Source organism: Streptomyces sp. NBC_01261 (assembly GCF_036226385.1).
Lineage (GTDB): Bacteria > Actinomycetota > Actinomycetes > Streptomycetales > Streptomycetaceae > Streptomyces.
Map to the genome: position 1 here is coordinate 7,904,344 of NZ_CP108463.1, position 20,714 is coordinate 7,925,057.

Genomic DNA, 20,714 nt, shown 5'->3' on the forward strand with positions numbered 1-20,714 from the left:
CGCCCCGCCGATGACCTGCGTCATAGGCGGGGCGTCACGTTGTGTGCCTGCGGCGGTCGTTGGCCCGCACCCCTTCACAGAGCTACTGTCTGGCGCGTTTCCCCGCACCGGGGGAGCGGTCCGTGTCTGCCAGCGGAAGGAAGTGCGGCTTCCCGTGGGATCCCGTCGTCGCCTTGCACCGTCCGGGTTCGACCGAGGCGCCAGTGCCGCGGTCTGTGTCCTGTCCGCCGCCGCAGCAGCGCTGGGCGCCCTGCCGGCCACCTCCGCCGTGGCCGCCCCGCACGACGACTCCCGGGCCGAGGTGGACCGGCTCTACCACGAGGCCGAGCGAGCGACGGAGGCCTACGACAAGGCCGACGAGAACGCCGGGCAGCTGCACCGGCAGGTGAGCGACGCGCAGGACCGGATCGCCCGGCAGCAGCAGCGCATCAACACCATGCGGGACGCGCTGGGTTCACTCGCCGGCGCCCAGTACCGCTCCGGCGGCATCGACCCCACCGTCGCGCTGCTGTTCTCCGACGACCCGGCCGACTACCTCGACAAGGCCTCCGTCCTCGACCGCATCACCACCCAGCAGGCGGGCCAGCTCAAGGACCTCCAGGAGGCCATGCGCGAACTCGCCCAGGAACGCACCGAGGCCGCCGGACACCTCGCCGAACTGGAGCGCAGCCGCAAGGCCGTCGCCACCCACAAGAAGACCGTCGAACGGAAACTCGCCAAGGCCCGGCAGCTCCTCAACCGGATGCCGCTCGCCGATCGCGCCTCCTTCGACCGGGCCTCCCGCTCCACCCGCGAGGACATCCCCGACCTCGGCGCCGGTGTCCCGTCCTCGGGCCGCGCCGCCGCGGCCGTGGCCGCCGCCCGCATGGCACTCGGCAAGCCGTACATCTGGGGCGCCAACGGCCCCGGCGGCTTCGACTGCTCCGGCCTGATGCAGTGGTCGTACGCCCACGCGGGCGTCCACCTCCCGCGCACCTCGCAGGAACAGCGCTACGCCGGCCATCAGATCCCGCTCTCCCAGGCCCAGCCCGGCGACCTGGTCGTCTACCGCTCCGACGCCAGCCATGTCGGCATGTACGTGGGCAACGGCCAGGTCATCCACGCCCCCTACCCCGGCGCGCCGGTGCGCTACGACCCGGTCGGCATGATGCCCATCTCGTCGGTCACGAGGGTCTGAACCCGCCCGAAAGGGTCGTACGATCAGGAAGTGACTGGTCGTAGGCGGGCGTCGCGCTCCGGAGTGCTCGCGCTGTGTCTGCTGCTCGGCTCGCTGGTGTCGTGCGGCGGGCAGCCGGCGGCGAACAGCGCGAAGGCGGAGGTCCAGAGTCTCCTCGACCGCCGGTCCACGGCGGTCCTGCACCACGACGAGACGGCGTACACGAGGACCGGCGCGCGCACGGCGTACGAGAACCTGAGCGCGGTCCCCTTCGCCTCCTGGTCCTACCGGCTGACCTCCCTCCACCGCAGCGGCGCGACCGCGACCGCCGACGCCGAACTCAGCTACGAGGTCAGGGGCTACGACACCTCACCGGTCACGGTCGGCCGCACGCTCGGGCTCCGCCTCACCGCCGACGACCAGTGGTACGTCGACTCGGACAGGCCCGCGAAGACGTCCGGCCAACAGCTGTGGGACCAGGGGAAGGTGAGCGTCGTCAAGGGCGCGCACAGCCTGGTCATGGGGGTCGGCCAGGACGCCGCCACCCTCCGCGAGTACCGCTCCCTCGCGGACCACGCCGTACCGGCCGTGTCGGACGCGTGGGGCACGGACTGGACCCGGCACGTCGTCGTGCTCGTCCCGGGCTCCCTGGACGGCATGGCGGGCCTCCTGGGCTCACCGGCGGCGTCCTACCGGGGCATCGCCGCGGTGACGACGGGCGAGGCGGGCGGCTCGGGCAGCGCGCCCGCGGACCGGATCATCGTCAACCCGGACGCGTACGCGCTCCTGGGCTCGATGGGCAAGCAGGTGGTCCTGACCCACGAGACGACCCACGTCGCGACCCGCGCCCACACCACGGCCGCCACCCCCCTCTGGCTCTCGGAGGGCTACGCCGACTGGATCGGCTACCGGGGCACCGGCCGCACCTCCATCCAGGCCGCCCCGGAGCTGTACCGCGCCGTGGAGGCCGGCGACCTCCCGGCCGACCTTCCCACCGACAAGGACTTCGGCTTCGACAGCGATTCGACGAAGCTCGCGCAGGCGTACGAGGGCGGCTGGATGGCCTGCCGGATGATCGAGGACCGCTGGGGAGTCGACCGGCTCGGCAAGTTCTACCGGGCGGTCGGCGCCCACAAGAAGCGGGCGGGGTCGGTGGAGGACGCGTTGAAGAGCGTGCTCGGGGTGACGCTGGGGGACTTCACGGCGGAGTGGCGGGACTATCTGAAGTCTCAACTCGGCTGATCCGAACGGGGCTTGGCTCAGACGGGTCTCGGCTCAGGACGACGCCGAAGTCGCCTTCGAGCGCGTCGCCTGGGTCGGCAGCGGCGGTACGTCCGCCCAGGTGACCGACGCGCGCCACAGCTCCCGTGCGCCGGACACGGCCGCGGCCACCAGCAGGCCGTTGCGGATGATCAGCAGGGTCACGCCGAGGCCGTCGCTGGCGACCACGTCGGCGAACCGGATCGGGAACTCCAGGACCGTGACGAAGGCTGCCGCCAGGACCAGGGTGACCGGGAGTCTCATGCGGCTGGCGCGGAAACAGGAGCAGACGGCTGCGAGGCCGATCAGCCAGACGACGTACTGGGGGCTGATCACGCGGCTGGTGACCGTGAACATCAGGACTGCCACGAAGGCCGCGTCCGCGAGGGTGTGGGGGAGGAAGCGGGCCGCCATCAGGCGCCAGAGCATGAGCCAGCCGAAGGCCATCGCGGTGAGGCCCAGGGCGGCCGTGCTGACCCAGTTGACGTACGGGCCGACGAACTCGACCGAGCCGTAGTTCAGGAGGACCTGGCCCGGCCAGCCGAAGTGCCGGGCCACGTGGAAGACGAGGGAGCCCAGGGACTCCACCTCCGTGCCCCGGCCGCGCTGGAAGTTCAGGAAGGCGAACGCGCCCGGCATCGACACCGCGAAGAGGGACGCGATCACCACCACCGTCACCGCCGCCGCTCCCCACGCGCGGCGCTTGACCGCGCCCAGCAGGAGCAGCGCGGGCCAGACCTTCAGCAGCGCTCCGAAGCCGGCCAGCGCACCCATCACGCGGGGGTGGCGGGTCCCCGCGAGCAGCGCGGCCACGGCGACCGCGGTCACCATCACGTCGTAGCGCGCGTACACGGTCGGGCCGAGGAGAGGGACGCCCGCGATCCAGACCCAGGCACCGCGGAGGGTGCGACCGGGGCGCAGGCCCGTGTACAGGAGCAGGGCCAGGACGGTCAGGTCCGCGAGGAAGGCGAGGACGAAGAACGCCGACGCGTAGTCGAGGAAGCCCAGCAGGGCGGGGGAGAGGATCGGGAGGGCGGCGGCGGGCGGGTACTGCCAGGTGACGTCGTCCAGCGGGAAGCCGCCGTGGCGGAGTGTCTCGTACCAGCCGTGGTAGATGACGGAGACGTCGCTGGTGACGTCCGGGCCCGGGAACACGAGCACTTTGAAGACGAACAGCAGGAGGACGACTCTGGTCAGGCCCCAGGTTCCCAGCAGCGGCGCCAGCCGCCGTCCCGCGCCCGCGATCTCCACCTGAGCCCCTGTTCCGTGCCGTGCCTGCCGATGTGGGGCACATGTTCTCCCGATCTGCTGTGCGATGGCCATGAAGCGCGGCCGTGCGGGCCTGTGAGTCGTCGTCCGGTAGGGCCGGTAGGGTCTGCCGCGTGCGCAAGACCCTGATCGTGACCAATGACTTTCCGCCCCGGCCCGGTGGCATCCAGGCGTTTCTGCACAACATGGCGCTACGGCTGGAGCCCGAGCGGTTCGTCGTCTACGCCTCGACCTGGAAGCGCGGGCGGGAGGGCGCGGAGGCGACGGCGGCGTTCGACGCCGAGCAGCCCTTCACCGTCGTACGGGACGCCGCGACCATGCTGCTGCCGACGCCCGCCGCGACCCGCAGGGCGGTCGGGCTGCTGCGTGAACACGGGTGTACGGCGGTGTGGTTCGGGGCGGCGGCGCCGCTCGGGCTGATGGCGCCGGCATTGCGGAAGGCGGGCGCGGAACGGCTCGTGGCGACGACCCACGGCCACGAGGCCGGGTGGGCCCAGCTCCCCGCCTCGCGTCAACTCCTGCACCGCATCGGGGAGTCCACCGACACGATCACCTACCTGGGCGAGTACACGCGCTCGCGTATCGCCGCCGCGCTGAGTCCTGCGGCGGCCGGGCGGATGGTCCAACTGCCGCCCGGCGTGGACGAGAAGGTCTTCCATCCGGGTTCGGGTGGAGCGGAGGTCCGAGCGCGCCTCGGGCTGACCGACCGTCCGGTGGTCGTGTGCGTCTCGCGTCTCGTGCCGCGCAAGGGGCAGGACACGCTGATCCTGGCGATGCCGCGCATTCTGGCCCGTGAGCCGGAGGCCGTGCTGCTGATCGTGGGAGGCGGTCCGTACGAGAAGGACCTCCGCCGCCTCGCCCGTGAGACCGGCGTCACCGACTCCGTGCGCTTCACGGGGGCCGTCCCTTGGTCCGAGCTGCCCGCGCACTACGGCGCCGGTGACGTCTTCGCGATGCCCTGCCGTACCCGGCGCGGGGGCCTCGACGTCGAAGGCCTCGGCATCGTCTACCTGGAGGCGTCCGCCACCGGCCTTCCCGTCGTCGCCGGCGACTCCGGCGGCGCGCCCGACGCCGTCCTCGACGGTGAGACCGGCTGGGTCGTCCGCGGCGGCTCCCCGGAGGACGCGGCCGACCGCATCACCGCGCTCCTCGGCGACGCGGAGCTCCGCCGGAACATGGGTGAGCGGGGGCGGCAGTGGGTGGTGGAACGGTGGCGGTGGGACCTCCTGGCGGAGAGGCTGAAGGAGCAGCTGCTCTAGGGGCACGATTCGGGGTGTGGGGTGAGGTGGTCGGGCGGCTGCGGGTGGGGGGTGGCTGGTCGCGCCGTTCCCCGCGCCCCTGAAGGACAGGGGGTTCCGCCGGCCTTGGGGCGCCATCCGAGGTGCCAGGGATCTAGTCGGCGGGCGCGGGTCGTGTGTGGCTGGCCGCGCAGTTCCCCGCGCCCCTGAAAGCAGGGGGTTGCGTCGAGAGGGCGTGTTGAACTCGGGGTGCGGCTGGTCGCGTCCCTAAAGGCGGCTAACTGCCGCGTGATGGAACCGAGGGGTCGCGGCTCGGCTTGCCCACGTGGCGGAGCCCGCGCCCCCTCGGCCCAACCCCCGTTTTTCAGGGGCGCGGGGAACTGCGCGCCAAGCCGCACACAACTTGCGTCCGCCCGATCACCTTCCCTGGCGCAACCCCTGTTTTTCGGGGGTGCGGGGAACTGTGCGCCAAGCCGCACACAACTTGCGTCCACCTGATCACCTTCCGTGGCGCAACCCCCGTTTTTCAGGGGTGCGGGGAACTGCGCGCCAAGCCGCACACAACTTGCGTCTGCCCGATCACCTTCCCTGGCGCAACCCCTGTTTTTCAGGGGCGCGGGGAACTGCGCGACCAGCCACCCCCCGCCCGCACTCGCCCAACAACCTCCCCCCGCACCCCAGATGCCGCCCCAAAACCGGCGCAGCCCCTTGGCGGAACCCAATAATCCGCACATGCTGCGCGCATGACAGCAAAACTGACGCAGCATCAGCTGACGAGACGTCAAATCCTGGGCATGATCGCCCTCCAGACCGCCGCCACCGCCGGTCTCACCCGTATCGGTCTGCAGTCCGCGCAGGCCGTCGAACCCGCGGCCGTCCAGACCGCCCCCGCGATCGTCGTCGGGTCCGGTTACGGCGGTGCGGTCGCCGCCCTCCGGCTCGGGCAGGCCGGTATCACCACCCTGGTTCTGGAGATGGGCAAGCTCTGGAACACCGCAGGGTCCGACGGCAAGATCTTCTGCTCCACCTCCGCCCCGGACCAGCGGTCCATGTGGTTCAAGACCCGCACCGAGGCCCCGCTCGCCACCTTCCTGTGGCTGGACATCGTGAACAAGGACATCGGCCTGTACCCCGGCGTCCTGGACCGCGTGCACTACGACAACATGTCCGTGTACGTGGGGCGTGGCGTCGGCGGGGGTTCGCTGGTCAACGGCGGCATGGCCGTCACCCCGCTCCAGTCGTACTTCACCGAGCAGTTCCCCACCGTCGACGCCACCGAGATGTACGCCACGTACTTCCCGCGCGCCCGCACCATGCTCGGCGTCAACACCGTCGACCCGACCTGGTTCGAGTCGACGGAGTGGTACCAGTTCACCCGCACCTCACGGAAGGCCGCCACCACCGCCGGCCTGAAGACCACCTTCGTGCCCAACGTCTACGACTTCGGCTACATGCAGAAGGAGGCCGCAGGCACCGCCACCAAGTCCGCGCTCGCCGCCGAGGTCATCTACGGCAACAACTACGGCAAGAAGAGCCTCGACAAGACCTACCTCGCCTCCGCGCTGGGCACCGGCAAGGTCACCATCCACACCATGGAGAAGGTGAAGGGGATCACGCGCGCGAGCGACGGGTCGTACGTCCTGACCGTCGACCGCATCGACGACACCGGCGCGGTCGTCGAGACCAAGCAGTACAGCTGCACCTATCTGTTCCTCGGCGGCGGCAGCCTCGGCACCACCGAACTCCTTGTCCGCGCCCGGGACACGGGCACCCTTCCGGCCCTCAACGCGAGCGTCGGCGCGGGCTGGGGGACCAACGGGAACACGATGGTCGGGCGCGCCAACCACATCTGGGACACGGTCGGCGCCAACGAGTCGACGATGCCGGTCATGGGCATCGACGACTGGGCCAACACCGACAACCCCGTCTTCGCGGAGATCGCCCCGCTGCCGATGGGCATCGAGCACTGGATCAGCCTGTACCTGGCGATCACCAAGAACCCGCAGCGGGCGTCGTTCACCTACGACTCCGCCTCAGGAACGGTGAAACTCGGCTGGACCGCGGCGCAGAGCGCGGTCTCGGTCGCCATGGCGAAGAAGCTGTTCGACCGGATCAACGCGGCGAACGGGACGATCTACCGGTACGACCTGTTCGGCTCCACCAGCAAGGTCTTCGCCGACGACTTCTGCTACCACCCGCTCGGCGGCTGCGTGTTGGGCCAGGCGACCGACAGCTACGGCCGGGTGAAGGGGTATTCGAAGCTGTACATCACCGACGGCTCGCTGGTGCCCGGCTCGATCGGGGTCAACCCGTTCGTGACGATCACCGCACTCGCGGAAAGGACGATGACGCGGGTCCTCGCCGAGGACACCGCGTCATAGACCAACTCCCGTACGGGGCCCGCTACTTCTGGTAGATGGCCTCGATCTCGTCCGCGTAGTCCTTGGCCACCACATTGCGCTTGAGCTTCAGCGACGGCGTCAGGTGGCCCGACTCCTCCGTGAACTGGGAGGACAGAATGCGGAACTTCCGCACCGATTCCGCCTTCGACACCGCGGCGTTGCCGTCGTCGACCGCGTCCTGGACCGCCCGCACCAGGTCCGGATCGTCACGCAGCGACGCCGCGGTGGAACCCACCGGCTTGCCGTGCTCGGCCGCCCAGCGGCCCAGGAACTCGTCGTCGATGGTGACCAGCGCGCCCACGAAGGGCCGCCCGTCGCCGACGACCATGCACTCCGCGACCAGCGCGTGCGCGCGGATGCGGTCCTCGATCACGGCCGGGGCGACGTTCTTGCCGCCCGCGGTGACGATGATCTCCTTCTTACGACCGGTGATGCTGAGGTAGCCGTCCTCGTCGAGGGTGCCGATGTCGCCGGTGTGGAACCAGCCGTCGGCCAGCGCCTCCGCCGTGGCGGCCTCGTTGTTCCAGTAGCCCTTGAACAGGTGCTCGCCGTGCAGCAGCACCTCGCCGTCGTCCGCGATGCGCACGACCGAGCCGGGCAGCGGCTGGCCGACCGTGCCGATCTTCGTGCGGTCCCAGGGGTTGAACGCGGTGGCCGCGCAGGACTCGGTCAGGCCGTAGCCCTCCAGGACCGTGAAGCCGATGCCGCGGAAGAAGTGGCCCAGGCGCTCGCCCAGCGGGGCGCCGCCGGAGATCGCGTACTCGCCCTTGCCGCCGAGCACCGCGCGCAGCTTGCTGTAGACGAGCTTGTCGAACGTCCTGTACTTGATCTTCAGACCGAGGGACGGGCCCGCCGGGGTGTCCAGCGCGCGGCTGTACGCGATCGCGGTGTCGGCCGCCTTGTCGAAGATCTTGCCCTTGCCGTCCGCCTGCGCCTTGGCCCGCGCCGAGTTGTAGACCTTCTCGAAGACGCGCGGCACGCCCAGGATCAACGTCGGCCGGAACGAGGCGAGTTCGTCGGTGAGGTTCTTGATGTCCGGGACCAGGCCCAGCTTGATCGGCGCCATCATCGGCGCGATCTGCACCAGCCGCCCGAAGACGTGCGCGAGCGGCAGGAACAGCAGTACCGAACACTCGCCGGTGCGGAACAGCGGGCGCAGCCGCTCCACGATGTTGCCGCACTCCGCGAAGAAGCTGCGGTGGGTGAGCACACAGCCCTTGGGCCGACCCGTGGTACCGGAGGTGTACACGATGGTGGCCGGGTCGTCGGCCTTCGCCAGCGAGCTGCGTTCCTCGACGGTCGCGTCGGTGACGTCCTTGCCCGCACGGTCCAGCTCGTCGATCGCACCGGCGTCGATCTGCCACACGTGCTTGAGCGCGGGCAGCTGCGCCCGCACCGACTCGACGGTGGCCGCGTGCCCGTCCTGCTCGACGACGACGGCGGTGGCGCCCGAGTCGGCGAGGATCCACTGCACCTGCTCCGGCGAGCTGGTCTCGTACACCGGCACGGTGATCGCGCCCGCGCACCAGATCGCGAAGTCGAGCAGCGTCCACTCGTACCGCGTGCGGGACATCAGGCCGACCCGGTCGCCGGGCTGGACGCCGGAGGCGATGAGCCCCTTGGCGGCGGCGTGCACCTCGGCGAGGAAGACCGTGGCGGTCACGTCCTGCCAACCTCCGTTCGCCTTACGGGCGATCACGGCGACATCTGGGTGCTGCGCGGCGTTTCTGCGGACGATGTCGGTCAGATTGCCGTCCGCAGGGACCTCGTACAAAGCCGGAAGGCTGAACTCGCGCAAGACTGCTGCTCCTCATAGGGCGCCGGCGCCACGACGTTGTGTGATGCGACGGTCCGGTCCAAGACTCGGGCAGGTGCGTCAGGACCCGGTGGTTGAAATCCTGAGCACGACTGGACTGCCCGGACGTTACCCGCCGGTATGGGTCCTACGACAGGGGGGTCGGGCGAGATGTTCGCTGCGTCACACAGATTGGTGTTTCCTCGCGCACAGTAGTCCACGCCTTTCTTGACTGGCCAGTAACCGCAAGCTCCGCCGCCACTGTTCACGTTTGCCGCACACGCCTACGCTTGATCGTCATGGCACCCACACCGGCCGGTAACTCCGGGACGCGCATCCATGTGGTCAGCGACGTGCACGGCAACGCCCGTGACCTGGCCAGATCCGGCGAGGGTGCCGACGCCCTGATCTGCCTGGGCGACCTCGTCCTCTTCCTCGACTACGCCGACCACGCGCGCGGGATCTTCCCCGAACTCTTCGGCGAGGAGAACGCCGACCGCCTGGTCGAGCTGCGCACCGCCCGCCGCTTCGAGGAGGCCCGAGAACTGGGCGCCCGCCTCTGGTCCGGCGTCGGCGGGGACCGGGCGGCGCTGATCGAGAAGGCGGTCCGCAAACAGTACGCCGAGATGTTCGCCGCCTTCCCCACCCCGACGTACGCCACCTACGGCAACGTCGACATGCCGACCCTGTGGGCCGAGTACGCCGGTCCCGGAACGACCGTGCTCGACGGCGAACGCGTAGAGATCGGCGGCTGGACGTTCGGCTTCGTCGGCGGCGGCCTCCGCACCCCCATGCGCACCCCGTACGAGATCAGCGACGAGGAGTACGCCGCCAAGATCGAGGCGGTCGGCGAGGTCGACGTCCTCTGCACCCACATCCCGCCCGAGGTCCCCGAGCTGGTCTACGACACCGTCGCGCGCCGCTTCGAACGCGGCAGCCGCGCCCTCCTGGACGCCATCCGCCGCACCAGGCCCCGCTATTCACTGTTCGGCCACGTCCACCAGCCGCTCGTGCGGCGGATGCGGATCGGGGCGACCGAGTGTGTGAACGTGGGGCACTTCGCGGGGAGCGGCAAGCCGTGGGTACTGGAGTGGTGACCTCCTCCTGACGTCGTCCCGACCTCCTCCTGATGTCCGCAGGTAGGGGGTGCGGTAAGGGGGTTGGCGGGGAGGTAGCCTTCACGCTGCACGCACACGCGCACGACGACGACGCCCTGCCGGTCCGCATCTGGAGGAGCCACAGCGATGGCGGAACACACCAGTTCGAGCATCACGATCGAGGCGGCACCGGCCGAAGTGATGGAAGTGATCGCCGACTTCGCCCGCTACCCGGACTGGACCGGCGAGGTGAAGGAGGCGGACGTCCTCAAGACCGACGAGCGCGGCCGGGCCGAACAGGTCCGCCTCGTCATGGACGCCGGCGCGATCAAGGACGACCAGACCCTCGCGTACACCTGGACCGGCGACAACGAGGTCTCCTGGACCCTCGTCAAGTCCCAGATGCTGCGCTCCCTGGACGGCTCCTACCTCCTCAAGCCCAAGGGCGCGGACGCCACGGAGGTCACGTACCTCCTCACGGTGGACGTCAAGATCCCCATGCTGGGCATGATCAAGCGCAAGGCCGAGAAGGTCATCATCGACCGGGCGTTGGCGGGGCTGAAGAAGCGGGTGGAGTCGGGCGAGCCGCCGGTGGAGACGGGCGAGAAGTAGGCCGGCCTCTTCGGCGCCGGCCGGCACCCTGGGCCCGTGCGGTGCCTTTTCGGCGAGGCCGGCTGTCCAGCCCGTGCGGCGCCTTCTGCGACGGGCCGGTGCCATTTCTGACGCGGCCCGGCGCCATCCAGCGTGTCCGGTGCCTTCCTGCGCAGGTCGGCTGTACCCAGCCCGTCCGGCGTTCGAGGACGAGGCCCCTTCAGGGCCGACGGGGTCCGGGGGCGGAGCCTCCGGCGACGGCGCTCAACCCCCACCGAGCGACTACCGTTCACTCATATGCGTACCATCCTGATCACCGGCCCAGGCGGCAGCGGCCGCAGCACCCTCGCCGCAGCCACCGCCCAAGCCGCCGCAGGCACCGGCACCCGGACACTCCTCCTCGGTGCCGACCGCGGCGACACCCTAGGCGCCGCCCTGGGCGTGGTGACGGGAGCGGCCCCAGTGGAAGCCGCCGAGAACCTCACGGCATGGCGCCCCGACGCCACGGAATCCTTCCGCGCGGACCTCACCGCCTTCCAGGACCGCGCCTCCACCGCCCTCGAACTCCTCGGCGCGGCCCGCCTGGACGCGGAAGAGGTGACCCCCCTCCCCGGCGCCGAGGAACTGGCCCTCCTCCGAGCCCTCAGGGACGCGGCCCTGTCCGAGGCCTACGACCTCCTCGTCGTGGACCTCCCGCCGACCCCCCACGCGCTCGCCCTGCTCGCCCTCCCCGAGGAACTCCGCCGCTACCTCCGCCGCCTCCTCCCCGCCGAGCGGCAGGCGGCCCGCGCCCTCCGCCCGGTCCTCGGCCGCCTCGCCGGCGTCCCGATGCCCTCGGAGTGGCTCTACGACACGGCAGGCCGCTGGGACGTCGAACTGGCCGCCGTAGAAGCTGTTCTCGCCGACCGGGACACGACCGTACGACTGGTCGCCGAGCCCGGACCGGCGGGCGCCGACGCCGTCCGTGAGGCCGGGCTCGCACTCGCCCTGCGCGGCCTGCGCCCCGACGTCCTGGTCGCCAACCGGGTGCTGCCCGAGTCCGTCGAGGACACCTGGCTCGCCGGCCTCAACGCGCAGCAGCGCAAGACCCTCGACGAGTGGCAGGGGACGTACGACGACGTCCGGCACGTCCCGCACCTCGGCCACGACCCGCGCGGCACCGACGACCTCGCCGCGCTCGCCGTGCCCGGTGTCACCGAGGCCGGTTCCGCGGTCGAGTGGCCGGTCACCGACCGGCTGGCCGAGGACGGCGTGCTGGTCTGGGGCATTCCGCTGCCCGGCGCGATACGGGACGAACTGGACCTGGTCCGGCGCGGCGACGAACTCGTCGTCACCGTCGGCCGGTTCCGCCGGATCGTGCCGCTGCCGTCGGCCCTGCGCCGCTGCACCGTGGCCGGCGCCGCCCTGCGGGAGGGCGAACTGCGCATCCGTTTCGCCCCCGACCCGGACCTGTGGCCGCAGGGAAGGTGAGGATTGGTGGGTGCGGAGCCGTGAAGCACGTACGCCCATTCGGGTAACGTCGTAGAGACGAACCGTAGTCAGGAGTCCGTCATGAGCGAAGAGCTCCCCCCGTCCGACGCCCGCAAGGACGAGGCGCTCGACGAGGTGCGGGCGACCGACGCCGACGCCTGGGCGACGGCGGCCGCCGAAGACCTCGCGGCGGAGAAGGCCCGCCGCCGCACCCAGTACGGCCAGCCCCCGAGCTCGGCCGCCGAGGAACTGCGCAAGCTCGTCGACACCGTCGCGGACAAACTGTCCGGCCTCCAGTCCCCGCTGCTCGGCCAGGTCGCCGGACCGGCCGCGCAGCAGGTGGTGAAGCAGGTCGTCCAACAGGCCAAGGCGGCCGTCGAGCCCGTCATCGAACGCAACCCGGACGTCTTCGACCACCTGGCGGCCGCCGGCAGCGAACTCCTCGCCGCGTACCGCTCCGCGGTCCAGGCCCAGGAGCAGCGCTGGACGGCCCGCGACAGCGAGTTGAAGGACCTGAAGAACGACCGCCGCGACCGGGGAGACGACTCCGGTCCCGGGGAACGCATCGACCTGGACTAGAAGCCCGGAAGGCCCGCCGCCGGACGCACGTCGCCCGGCGGCGTCCGGCACGCACACATTCCCCCCCACGGCCTCCAGGGCGTGGGAGGACCCTCAGGCGCCGTCGTCGGGCCCGTCCTACGGGCGAACGCCGCGATTCCGACGGCAGGCCCTCGGGTACGGTGGGCCGTAGCGGGGCTCGACCGAAACTGAGGGATTCATGGGACTCACCATCGGCGTCGATATCGGCGGCACCAAGATCGCGGCCGGGGTGGTCGACGAGGAAGGCAACATCCTCTCGACCCACAAGGTGCCGACCCCGGGCACGGCCGAGGGCATCGTGGACGCCATCGCCGCCGCGGTCGACGGAGCGCGCGCCGGGCACGAGATCGTCGGCGTGGGCATCGGTGCCGCCGGATACGTCAACCGTCAGCGCTCCACGGTCTACTTCGCGCCGAACATCGACTGGCGCCAGGAACCGCTGAAGGAGAAGGTCGAGGCCCGCGTGGGCCTCCCCGTGGTCGTGGAGAACGACGCGAACGCCGCGGCCTGGGGCGAGTACAAGTTCGGCGCCGGCAAGGGCCACCGCAACGTCATCTGCATCACGCTCGGCACCGGCCTCGGCGGCGGCATCATCATCGGCAACAAGCTGCGCCGCGGACACTTCGGGGTGGCCGCCGAGTTCGGCCACATCCGCATGGTGCCGGACGGCCTGCTGTGCGGCTGCGGTTCGCAGGGCTGCTGGGAGCAGTACGCGTCGGGCCGCGCGCTCGTGCGCTACGCCAAGCAGCGCGCGAACGCCACCCCCGAGTCCGCGGAGGTGCTCCTCTCGCTCGGCGACGGCACCCCCGAGGGCATCGAGGGCAAGCACATCTCCATGGCCGCCCGGCAGGGCGACCCGGTGGCCGTCGACTCGTACCGCGAACTGGCCCGCTGGGCCGGCGCCGGACTCGCCGACCTCGCCTCCCTCTTCGACCCCTCCGCGTTCATCGTCGGCGGCGGCCTCTCGGACGAGGGCGAACTGGTCCTCGACCCGATCCGCAAGTCCTACAAACGCTGGCTGGTGGGCGGCAACTGGCGCCCGGTCGCCGACGTGATCGCGGCCCAACTGGGCAACAAGGCGGGCATGGTGGGCGCGGCGGACCTGGCGAGGGAGCCGGACCCCATCATGTGACCCTCACTTCGTGAGTGACATCGGTTCCCCGCGCCCCGCCTTGGCTTTTCGCTTCGAGGGGCGCGGGGCTGTGTCGATATGCGGCTCCGCCGCGTGGGCGCGACCAGCCACGACGCACCCGCAGCCGACACCCGACCCGCGCATCCCCATGCTTCGTCGTATCTTAATCCGCATGGCGACCTCGACCCCGCTGCTCCCCAACTCCCGCACCGAACCCGACGGTTCGGCGATCATCCGCGTCCTGAGCTACAACATCCGCTCGATGCGCGACGACACGGACGCCCTGGCCCGCGTCATCAGGGCCTGCGCCCCCGACCTCGTCCTGATCCAAGAGGCCCCCCTCTTCTTCCGCTGGCGCAAAAAGCTGGCCCGCCTCGCCTCCGCGTCGGACCTGGTGGTCCTCTCCGGCGGAGGCACCGCGGCGGGCCCGGCGCTGTTGTGCTCGCTCCGGGCAACGGTCGAGCGCACGGAGGACGTACTCCTGCCCCTGACCCCCGGCCAACACCGACGCGGCTTCGCCACCGCGGTCGTACGGTTCGGAGGCGCCCGCCTGGGAGTCCTCAGCTGCCACCTCAGCCTCCGCCAGGACGAACGCTACGAACAGGGCGGCATGCTGCTCGACCGGCTGGCCGGCATGGGCGTGGACCACGTGATCGCGGGCGGCGACCTCAACGACCGCCCCGACGGCCGGACTTTCGGCCGCCTGGCCAAGGAACTCCAGGACTGCTGGGCCACCGCCCCCTGGGGCGCCGAGAACACCTGGACCCCCGGCAACCCCTTCCAGCGCATCGACGCGATCTTCGCGACGCAGGGCATCGAGGTACTGGGCTGCGGGGTTCCGCTCGGGCTGCCCGGAGTCACGGAGGCAGATGTGAGGGCGGCCACCGACCACTTCCCGGTGCTGGCCGCCCTCAAGATCCCCGCGAACTCCAGGAACCGGACGAACGAGACGAGCTAGACGACCGCACCCCGCCCCGGATCGTCCCCGTCCTCCTCATCGGTCCGCATCCGCATCACCAACGTGCCGAACCCGCCCAGGAATCCACCGATCCCGATGGTCGCCAGCCACCAGGTCATGTCCCAGCTGAGCAGCACCGCGAGCAGCAGCAGGATCGGGCCGCCGATCACCCCGAGCCAGGCGAACTTGGCGGTCGTGTCGGCGTCCGGCAGCGGGGGCGGCTCCGGCGGTACGAAGTGGCCCTCGTCGTCCTCGTCGAAGTCCTCCTCGGAGGAGTCCGGCGAGGTGAAGTCACGGGGACCGCCGACACCGGGCGCGAAGGAGACCGAACTGCCGAGCGGCTTGGCGGGCGGCTGCTCCGCTTTGCCGGCGCTCTCCGGGCTTTCGGCGGGCTCCGCCTTGTCCGCCTTGTCCGGCTTCTCCGTGGACTTGGCGTCGTTCTTCTCGGGATCGAGCAGCGCGAGATCCTCGATCGACTTGAACGGCTTGGCGCCCGGCGGATCCTTGGGCTCGTCGCCGTACCCGGCGACGATCGCGGCCCACGCGGCCTCCTCGTCGAACGGGACGCCCTGCTCGTCCGGTTCGAGGCCCTCGCGGTCGGAGTCGTGCTCAGCCACCTGTGGCCGTCCCTTCCTGCTCGCTCACCCGGCCCGTGTCGGACGCCTGCTTGCCGACACTGGGTGCGAGCCGGCCGATGAACGTGAAGCTCTCCTCGAAAATCCGGTCCGCGTCGTGGTCCAACGTCGCGACGTGGTAGCTCTGTTCCAGCAGGATCTCCGTCACGTCGGCCGAGGAAACCCGGCTGAGGACACGAGCCGAGTCGGCCGGCGGAACCACATGGTCCTGGGGGCTGTGCAGCAGCAGGAGCGGCTGGGTGACCTGGGGCAGCTCGCGGTCGACCAGCCGGAAGAAATTGCGCAGGGAGTGCGCGGAGTGCAGCGGCACCTTGTCGTACCCGACCTCCTCGCTGCCCTCCTTCGCGATGTCGCTGGCGATGCCCGGCGCCGTACGCACCAGATGGCGGGCCACCGGAAGGGCGTACGCCGCGAGGCCGTGCACCTTGATTCCGGGGTTGACGACCACGACCCCGCTGATCTCGTCGCCGTGCTTCGCGGCCAGTCGCAGGGCCAGCGCGCCGCCCATGGACAGGCCCGCGACGAAGACCTGCGTGCAGCGCTCGCGCAGGGCCCGCAGCTCGCGGTCCACCTCCGCGTACCAGTCCTGCCAGCCGGTGAGCTGCATGTCCTCCCAGCGCGTGCCGTGCCCGGGCAGCAGCGGCAGCGACACGGTGAGGCCGCGCTCGGCCAGGTGCTCCGCCCAGGGGCGCAGCGACTGCGGGGAACCGGTGAAGCCGTGACAGAGGAGCACTCCGACCTCCCCGCCCTCGTGGCGGTACGGCTCGGCTCCGGGGAGGACCGGCACCTTCGGTCTCCTGTTCATGAGAAGGGCGTGATGGTGAGACGCGTGTTCATGAGAGGGGTCTGAACAAGTCCAGGTGCGGTTAACCGTACGCGACCGCACTGACACCGACCAGGGTCGTCGGGTCCTTTGACAGTGCTCCGGGTTAAGGTCTGATCGACGGAAACGGGAGGCACTCGGTTGTTGTACGGCACGATGAAGGTCGCCATCGGGGGACCGCTGAAGGTCGCCTTCCGACCCTGGGTGGAGGGCCTGGAGAACATTCCGGACGACGGCGCCGCCATTCTGGCGAGCAATCACCTCTCGTTCTCGGACTCGTTCTTCCTGCCCGCGGTCCTGGACCGCAAGGTGACCTTCATCGCGAAGGCCGAGTACTTCACGACCCCCGGGGTGAAGGGCAAGCTGACGGCCGCGTTCTTCAAGGGCGCCGGCCAGCTTCCGGTGGACCGCTCCGGTGCGCGCGGGGCGGGCGAGGCCGCGATCAAGGCCGGGATCGACGTCCTGGAGCGCGGTGAACTGTTCGGTATCTATCCGGAGGGCACGCGCTCCCCGGACGGCCGGCTCTACCGGGGCAAGCCCGGTGGCCTCGCGCGGGTGGCCCTCGCCAGCGGCGCCCCGGTGATCCCGGTCGCGATGATCGACACGGAGAAGATCCAGCCGCCGGGGAAGGTGATGCCGAAGCTGATGCGCCCCGGCATCCGGATCGGCAAGCCGCTCGACTTCAGCCGGTACAACGGCATGGAGCACGACCGTTTCGTCCTCCGCGCGGTGACCGACGAGGTCATGTACGAGATCATGAAGCTCTCCGGCCAGGAGTACGTCGACATCTACGCGACCGCCGCCAAGCGGCGGATCGCGGATGCGCAGAAGGCCGACAAGGAAGCGGACAAGGCGGCCAAGGCCGCACTCGCACAGACGGAGAAGGAACAGACCAGCCCATAGGCGGGCCGGAGTCTGTGTCGGGGGTGGGGGAGATGGCCAAGCAGGTACGTGTCGTCAGGATGTCCGTGGAGCAGCCGCTCTGGCGCGCCCTGAGCGGCTACCGCGTGCTCACCATGCTGTACGCGATCGGGCTGTTCGTCAGCGCCTACGACGAGTTCGACCGTCCCGCCGTCGCCATCGCCTTCTACGTCGTCCTGTTCGTCTGGACGCTCGTCACCCTGCCCCGGGTGCAGAGCGCGGTCGCCTGCACCAAGCGCTTCCTCGCCGTCGACCTCGCGATCGCGCTGACCGGCATCGTCCTCACCCCGCTCGCGGCCGACGACCACCACATCTCCAGCGGCGGTACGACGCTGCCGTCGATATGGACCGCCGGGTCGGTCCTCGCGTTCGCCATCAAGGGCGGCTGGCGCTGGGCCGCGTTCGCCTCGACGCCGGTCGCCGTCGCCAACCTGATCGAGCGCGGCTCCCCGGCCCGCGACACCGTCCACAACGTGGTCCTCGTCTGGGTCGCCTCCATCGCGATCGGCTACGTCGTGGAGGTCGCCCGCGCGTCCGAGCGCACCCTCGCCCGCGCCCTGGAGATCGAGGCCACCACCCGGGAACGGGAGCGCCTCGCCCGCGACATCCACGACGGCGTCCTCCAGGTGCTGGCGATGGTGCAGCGGCGCGGTGCCGTGCTCGGCGGCGAGGCGGGTGAGCTGGGCCGGATGGCGGGCGAGCAGGAGATCGCGCTGCGCACCCTGGTCTCCGGCGCGCTGGTGCCGGTGTCCCGGGTGTCGCTGGACGCGGCGGAGGGCGCGGTGGTGAGGGCCGTGGAAGTGGATGTCGAAGAACCCGACGACGGGCCGGTCGATCTGCGGGGGCTGCTCGCGCCGTATGCGGCGGCCAAGGTGAGTTTCGCCGAGCCGGGTGCTCCGGTGCCGTTGCCCGCGCCCGCGGCGAAGGAGTTGGCCGCGGCTGTCGGGGCCGCGCTGGACAATGTGCGCCGACATGCCGGTGAGGACGCGCGGGCGTGGATCCTGGTCGAGGACGAGCCCGGGGAGGTCGTGGTGACCGTGCGGGACGACGGGCCCGGGATTCCCGAGGGGCGGCTCGCGCAGGCCGAGGGGGAGGGGCGGCTCGGGGTCGCCCTGTCGATCCGGGGGCGGTTGCGGGACCTGGGGGGCAGTGCCGAACTGGTGTCGATTCCCGGGCAGGGCACGGAAGTTGAGCTGAAGGTACCGAGAGCGCGGGGGAAGGCGGGGACACGATGAGTGAGCAGCAGGGCCCGATCAGGGTCATGGTGGTCGACGACCACCCGATGTGGCGCGACGCCGTCGCCCGCGACCTGGCCGAGTCCGGCTTCGACGTGGTCGCCACCGCCGGTGACGGCGAGCAGGCGGTGCGCCGGGCCAAGGCCGCCGCCCCGGACGTCCTCGTCCTCGACCTGAACCTGCCGGCGATGCCCGGCGTCCAGGTCTGCAAGGAACTGGTGGGCGCCAACCCGGCGTTGCGCGTCCTGGTCCTCTCCGCGAGCGGCGAGCACGCGGACGTGCTGGAGGCGGTGAAGTCCGGCGCGACCGGCTATCTGCTCAAGTCAGCTTCCACGGAAGAGCTGTTGGACGCGGTGCGGCGGACGGCGGTCGGCGACCCGGTGTTCACACCCGGGCTCGCCGGACTGGTCCTCGGCGAGTACCGCCGCCTGGCCTCCGACCCGGCGCCGGCCACCGACGGCGACCGGCCCAAGGCACCCCGACTCACCGACCGCGAGACCGAGGTACTGCGCCTGGTCGCCAAGGGCCTGAGCTACAAGCAGATCGCCGAACGCCTGGTCATCTCGCACCGCACGGTCCAGAACCATGTCCAGAACACCCTGGGCAAGCTGCAGTTGCACAACCGGGTGGAGCTCGTCCGGTACGCGATAGAGCGCGGCCTGGACGACGCGTAGCCGGTCCGGTTGATCAACTCCCCGACCGTTCACCGGAGTTGATCTCGGAACTGACATCGAAATTGACCTTCCCGCCCATCCCTCTGTGACCTGGATCACCATTAGCGTGGCTGTCACAGGAAACCGCGGCGAAGGGATATTTCCATGCGCGTCGGAGTACTGACCGGAGGCGGCGACTGCCCCGGACTCAACGCCGTCATCCGGGCCATCGTCCGCAAGGGCGTACAGGAGTACGGCTACAGCTTCGTCGGCTACCGGGACGGCTGGCGAGGCCCGCTCGAAGGCGACACCGTCCGGCTCGACATCCCCGCGGTGCGCGGCATCCTGCCCCGCGGCGGGACCATCCTCGGCTCCTCCCGCACCAACCCGCTGAAGCTGGAGAACGGCATCAGCCGGATCAAGGCCAACCTCGCCGCGCAGGAGGTCGACGCGCTCATCGTGATCGGCGGCGAGGACACCCTGGGGGTGGCCGCGCGGCTGTGGGACGAGAGCGGTGTGCCGTGCGTCGGCGTACCGAAGACCATCGACAACGACCTGTCCGCCACCGACTACACCTTCGGCTTCGACACCGCCGTCGGCATCGCCACCGAGGCGATCGACCGGCTGCACACCACCGCCGAGTCGCACATGCGCATCCTGGTCTGCGAGGTGATGGGCCGGCACACCGGCTGGATCGCCATCCACTCCGGCCTCGCGGGCGGCGCGAACGTCATCCTCATCCCCGAGCAGCGCTTCGACGTCGACCAGGTGTGCGCCTGGATCACGTCCCGCTTCAAGGCGTCGTACGCCCCGATCGTGGTCGTCGCGGAGGGGGCCATGCCCAAGGACGGCGACGTGGTCCTCAAGGACGGCACCCTCGACTCCTTCGGACACGTCCGGTTGTCCGGGGTGGGCGAGTGGCTGGCCAAGGAGTTGGAGAAGCGCACCGGCAAGGAGGCCCGCACCACCGTCCTGGGCCACATCCAGCGCGGCGGCACCCCCAGCGCCTTCGACCGCTGGCTGGCCACCCGCTTCGGCCTGCACGCCATCGAGGCCGTCCGCGACGGCGACTTCGGCAAGATGGTCGCCCTACGCGGCACGGACATCGTCCGCGTACCGATCGCGGAGGCCACAGCCCAGCTCAAGACGGTCGATCGGAAGCTGTACGAGGAGGTCGGGGTGTTCTTCGGCTGAGCCGAGGGGACGGGTGGGACGGGCGGAACCCGCGGAACCGGCGGATGGCCGGATCCGGCTGATCCGACGGTCCGGCCCATCCGGCCAAAGGAGCCGGATGGGCCGGACCGGTCGATCGGGCGGAGGGGGCTGAAGGGTCGGATCCGCTTGAACCGCGCACAGTGGCGGCGGCGCTCGCGGTACCTGGCGGAATGGGTCGAGCTGGTCGATCGGGCGGAGGGGGCTGAAGGGTCGGATCCGCTTGAACCGCGCACAGTGGCGGCGGCGCTCGCGGTACTCGGCGGA

General features: G+C 70.7%; 18 protein-coding genes. 14 read left to right on the plus strand and 4 right to left on the minus strand.

Translation table 11 applies throughout. From position 1 onward, the window contains the following. Positions 1 to 154 precede the first annotated feature (154 nt). Positions 155 to 1,177: a C40 family peptidase gene (locus OG226_RS35250; protein ID WP_328683839.1), complete on the plus strand. Its 1,023-nt coding sequence runs from the start codon at positions 155 to 157 to the stop codon at positions 1,175 to 1,177. A 30-nt stretch (positions 1,178 to 1,207) separates the two neighbouring features. Next, positions 1,208 to 2,398, plus strand: coding sequence for a hypothetical protein (locus OG226_RS35255; protein WP_328683840.1), 1,191 nt, complete (start codon positions 1,208 to 1,210; stop codon positions 2,396 to 2,398). 33 nt (positions 2,399 to 2,431) lie between these two features. Here the strand turns inward: OG226_RS35255 and OG226_RS35260 are convergent, their stop codons facing one another. Continuing rightward, the gene (locus OG226_RS35260) at positions 2,432 to 3,667 is read right to left on the minus strand and encodes a glycosyltransferase family 87 protein (protein WP_328683841.1); all 1,236 of its coding nucleotides are present in this window, start codon (positions 3,665 to 3,667) and stop codon (positions 2,432 to 2,434) included. 131 nt (positions 3,668 to 3,798) lie between these two features. On the opposite strand from OG226_RS35260, the gene OG226_RS35265 reads away from it, so the two are divergent. Together OG226_RS35265 and OG226_RS35270 are read left to right on the plus strand one after the other, a co-directional pair. Further along, complete coding sequence (locus OG226_RS35265; RefSeq protein WP_329351118.1) at positions 3,799 to 4,944, plus strand: glycosyltransferase family 4 protein; 1,146 nt, start codon at positions 3,799 to 3,801, stop codon at positions 4,942 to 4,944. A gap of 773 nt (positions 4,945 to 5,717) precedes the next feature. Beyond that, a complete protein-coding gene (locus OG226_RS35270; protein ID WP_328686526.1) occupies positions 5,718 to 7,304 on the plus strand; it encodes a GMC oxidoreductase in 1,587 nt (528 codons plus the stop codon). Between the two features lie 22 nt (positions 7,305 to 7,326). On the opposite strand, the gene OG226_RS35275 is transcribed toward OG226_RS35270, so the two are convergent. Next, a complete protein-coding gene (locus OG226_RS35275) occupies positions 7,327 to 9,123 on the minus strand; it encodes an AMP-dependent synthetase/ligase (RefSeq protein WP_328683843.1) in 1,797 nt (598 codons plus the stop codon). Positions 9,124 to 9,419: 296 nt separating this feature from the next. On the opposite strand from OG226_RS35275, the gene OG226_RS35280 reads away from it, so the two are divergent. The 6 genes from OG226_RS35280 (at position 9,420) to OG226_RS35305 (ending at position 14,968) form a co-directional block, all read left to right on the plus strand. Beyond that, on the plus strand, positions 9,420 to 10,217 hold the full coding sequence (locus tag OG226_RS35280) for a metallophosphoesterase family protein (RefSeq protein ID WP_328683844.1): 798 nt from the start codon (positions 9,420 to 9,422) through the stop codon (positions 10,215 to 10,217). A gap of 147 nt (positions 10,218 to 10,364) precedes the next feature. Then, complete coding sequence (locus tag OG226_RS35285) at positions 10,365 to 10,829, plus strand: SRPBCC family protein (RefSeq protein WP_328683845.1); 465 nt, start codon at positions 10,365 to 10,367, stop codon at positions 10,827 to 10,829. A 276-nt stretch (positions 10,830 to 11,105) separates the two neighbouring features. Beyond that, positions 11,106 to 12,278 carry an ArsA family ATPase gene (locus OG226_RS35290; RefSeq protein ID WP_329351119.1) on the plus strand — a complete coding sequence of 391 codons (1,173 nt, stop codon included), beginning with the start codon at positions 11,106 to 11,108 and terminating at the stop codon, positions 12,276 to 12,278. Between the two features lie 81 nt (positions 12,279 to 12,359). After that, positions 12,360 to 12,857 carry a DUF5304 domain-containing protein gene (locus tag OG226_RS35295; RefSeq protein WP_329351120.1) on the plus strand — a complete coding sequence of 166 codons (498 nt, stop codon included), beginning with the start codon at positions 12,360 to 12,362 and terminating at the stop codon, positions 12,855 to 12,857. 199 nt (positions 12,858 to 13,056) lie between these two features. Continuing rightward, entirely contained in the window at positions 13,057 to 14,010 is a 954-nt protein-coding gene (locus tag OG226_RS35300; RefSeq protein WP_033284421.1) for an ROK family glucokinase, read from the plus strand. A 172-nt stretch (positions 14,011 to 14,182) separates the two neighbouring features. Further along, positions 14,183 to 14,968, plus strand: a complete 786-nt coding sequence (locus OG226_RS35305) for an endonuclease/exonuclease/phosphatase family protein (protein ID WP_329351121.1) — start codon at positions 14,183 to 14,185, stop codon at positions 14,966 to 14,968. Here the strand turns inward: OG226_RS35305 and OG226_RS35310 are convergent. Further along, entirely contained in the window at positions 14,965 to 15,585 is a 621-nt protein-coding gene (locus OG226_RS35310; RefSeq protein ID WP_329351122.1) for a hypothetical protein, read from the minus strand. The two genes, OG226_RS35305 and OG226_RS35310, sit on opposite strands and share 4 nt — an antisense overlap. Continuing rightward, on the minus strand, positions 15,578 to 16,390 hold the full coding sequence (locus OG226_RS35315; RefSeq protein ID WP_328686527.1) for an alpha/beta hydrolase: 813 nt from the start codon (positions 16,388 to 16,390) through the stop codon (positions 15,578 to 15,580). Before OG226_RS35315 ends, OG226_RS35310 begins: the two co-directional genes overlap by 8 nt. Positions 16,391 to 16,582: 192 nt before the next feature. Between OG226_RS35315 and OG226_RS35320 the strand changes: the two genes are divergently transcribed. The 4 genes from OG226_RS35320 to OG226_RS35335 all read left to right on the plus strand — a co-directional run bounded on the left by OG226_RS35320 (position 16,583) and on the right by OG226_RS35335 (position 20,429). After that, a complete protein-coding gene (locus OG226_RS35320) occupies positions 16,583 to 17,329 on the plus strand; it encodes a lysophospholipid acyltransferase family protein (protein WP_328686528.1) in 747 nt (248 codons plus the stop codon). A 32-nt stretch (positions 17,330 to 17,361) separates the two neighbouring features. After that, complete coding sequence (gene macS, locus OG226_RS35325) at positions 17,362 to 18,582, plus strand: MacS family sensor histidine kinase (RefSeq protein WP_329351123.1); 1,221 nt, start codon at positions 17,362 to 17,364, stop codon at positions 18,580 to 18,582. After that, complete coding sequence (locus OG226_RS35330) at positions 18,579 to 19,256, plus strand: response regulator transcription factor (RefSeq protein ID WP_329351124.1); 678 nt, start codon at positions 18,579 to 18,581, stop codon at positions 19,254 to 19,256. Before macS ends, OG226_RS35330 begins: the two co-directional genes overlap by 4 nt. A gap of 144 nt (positions 19,257 to 19,400) precedes the next feature. Next, positions 19,401 to 20,429, plus strand: coding sequence for a 6-phosphofructokinase (locus tag OG226_RS35335; protein WP_329351125.1), 1,029 nt, complete (start codon positions 19,401 to 19,403; stop codon positions 20,427 to 20,429). Positions 20,430 to 20,714: the final 285 nt, after the last annotated feature.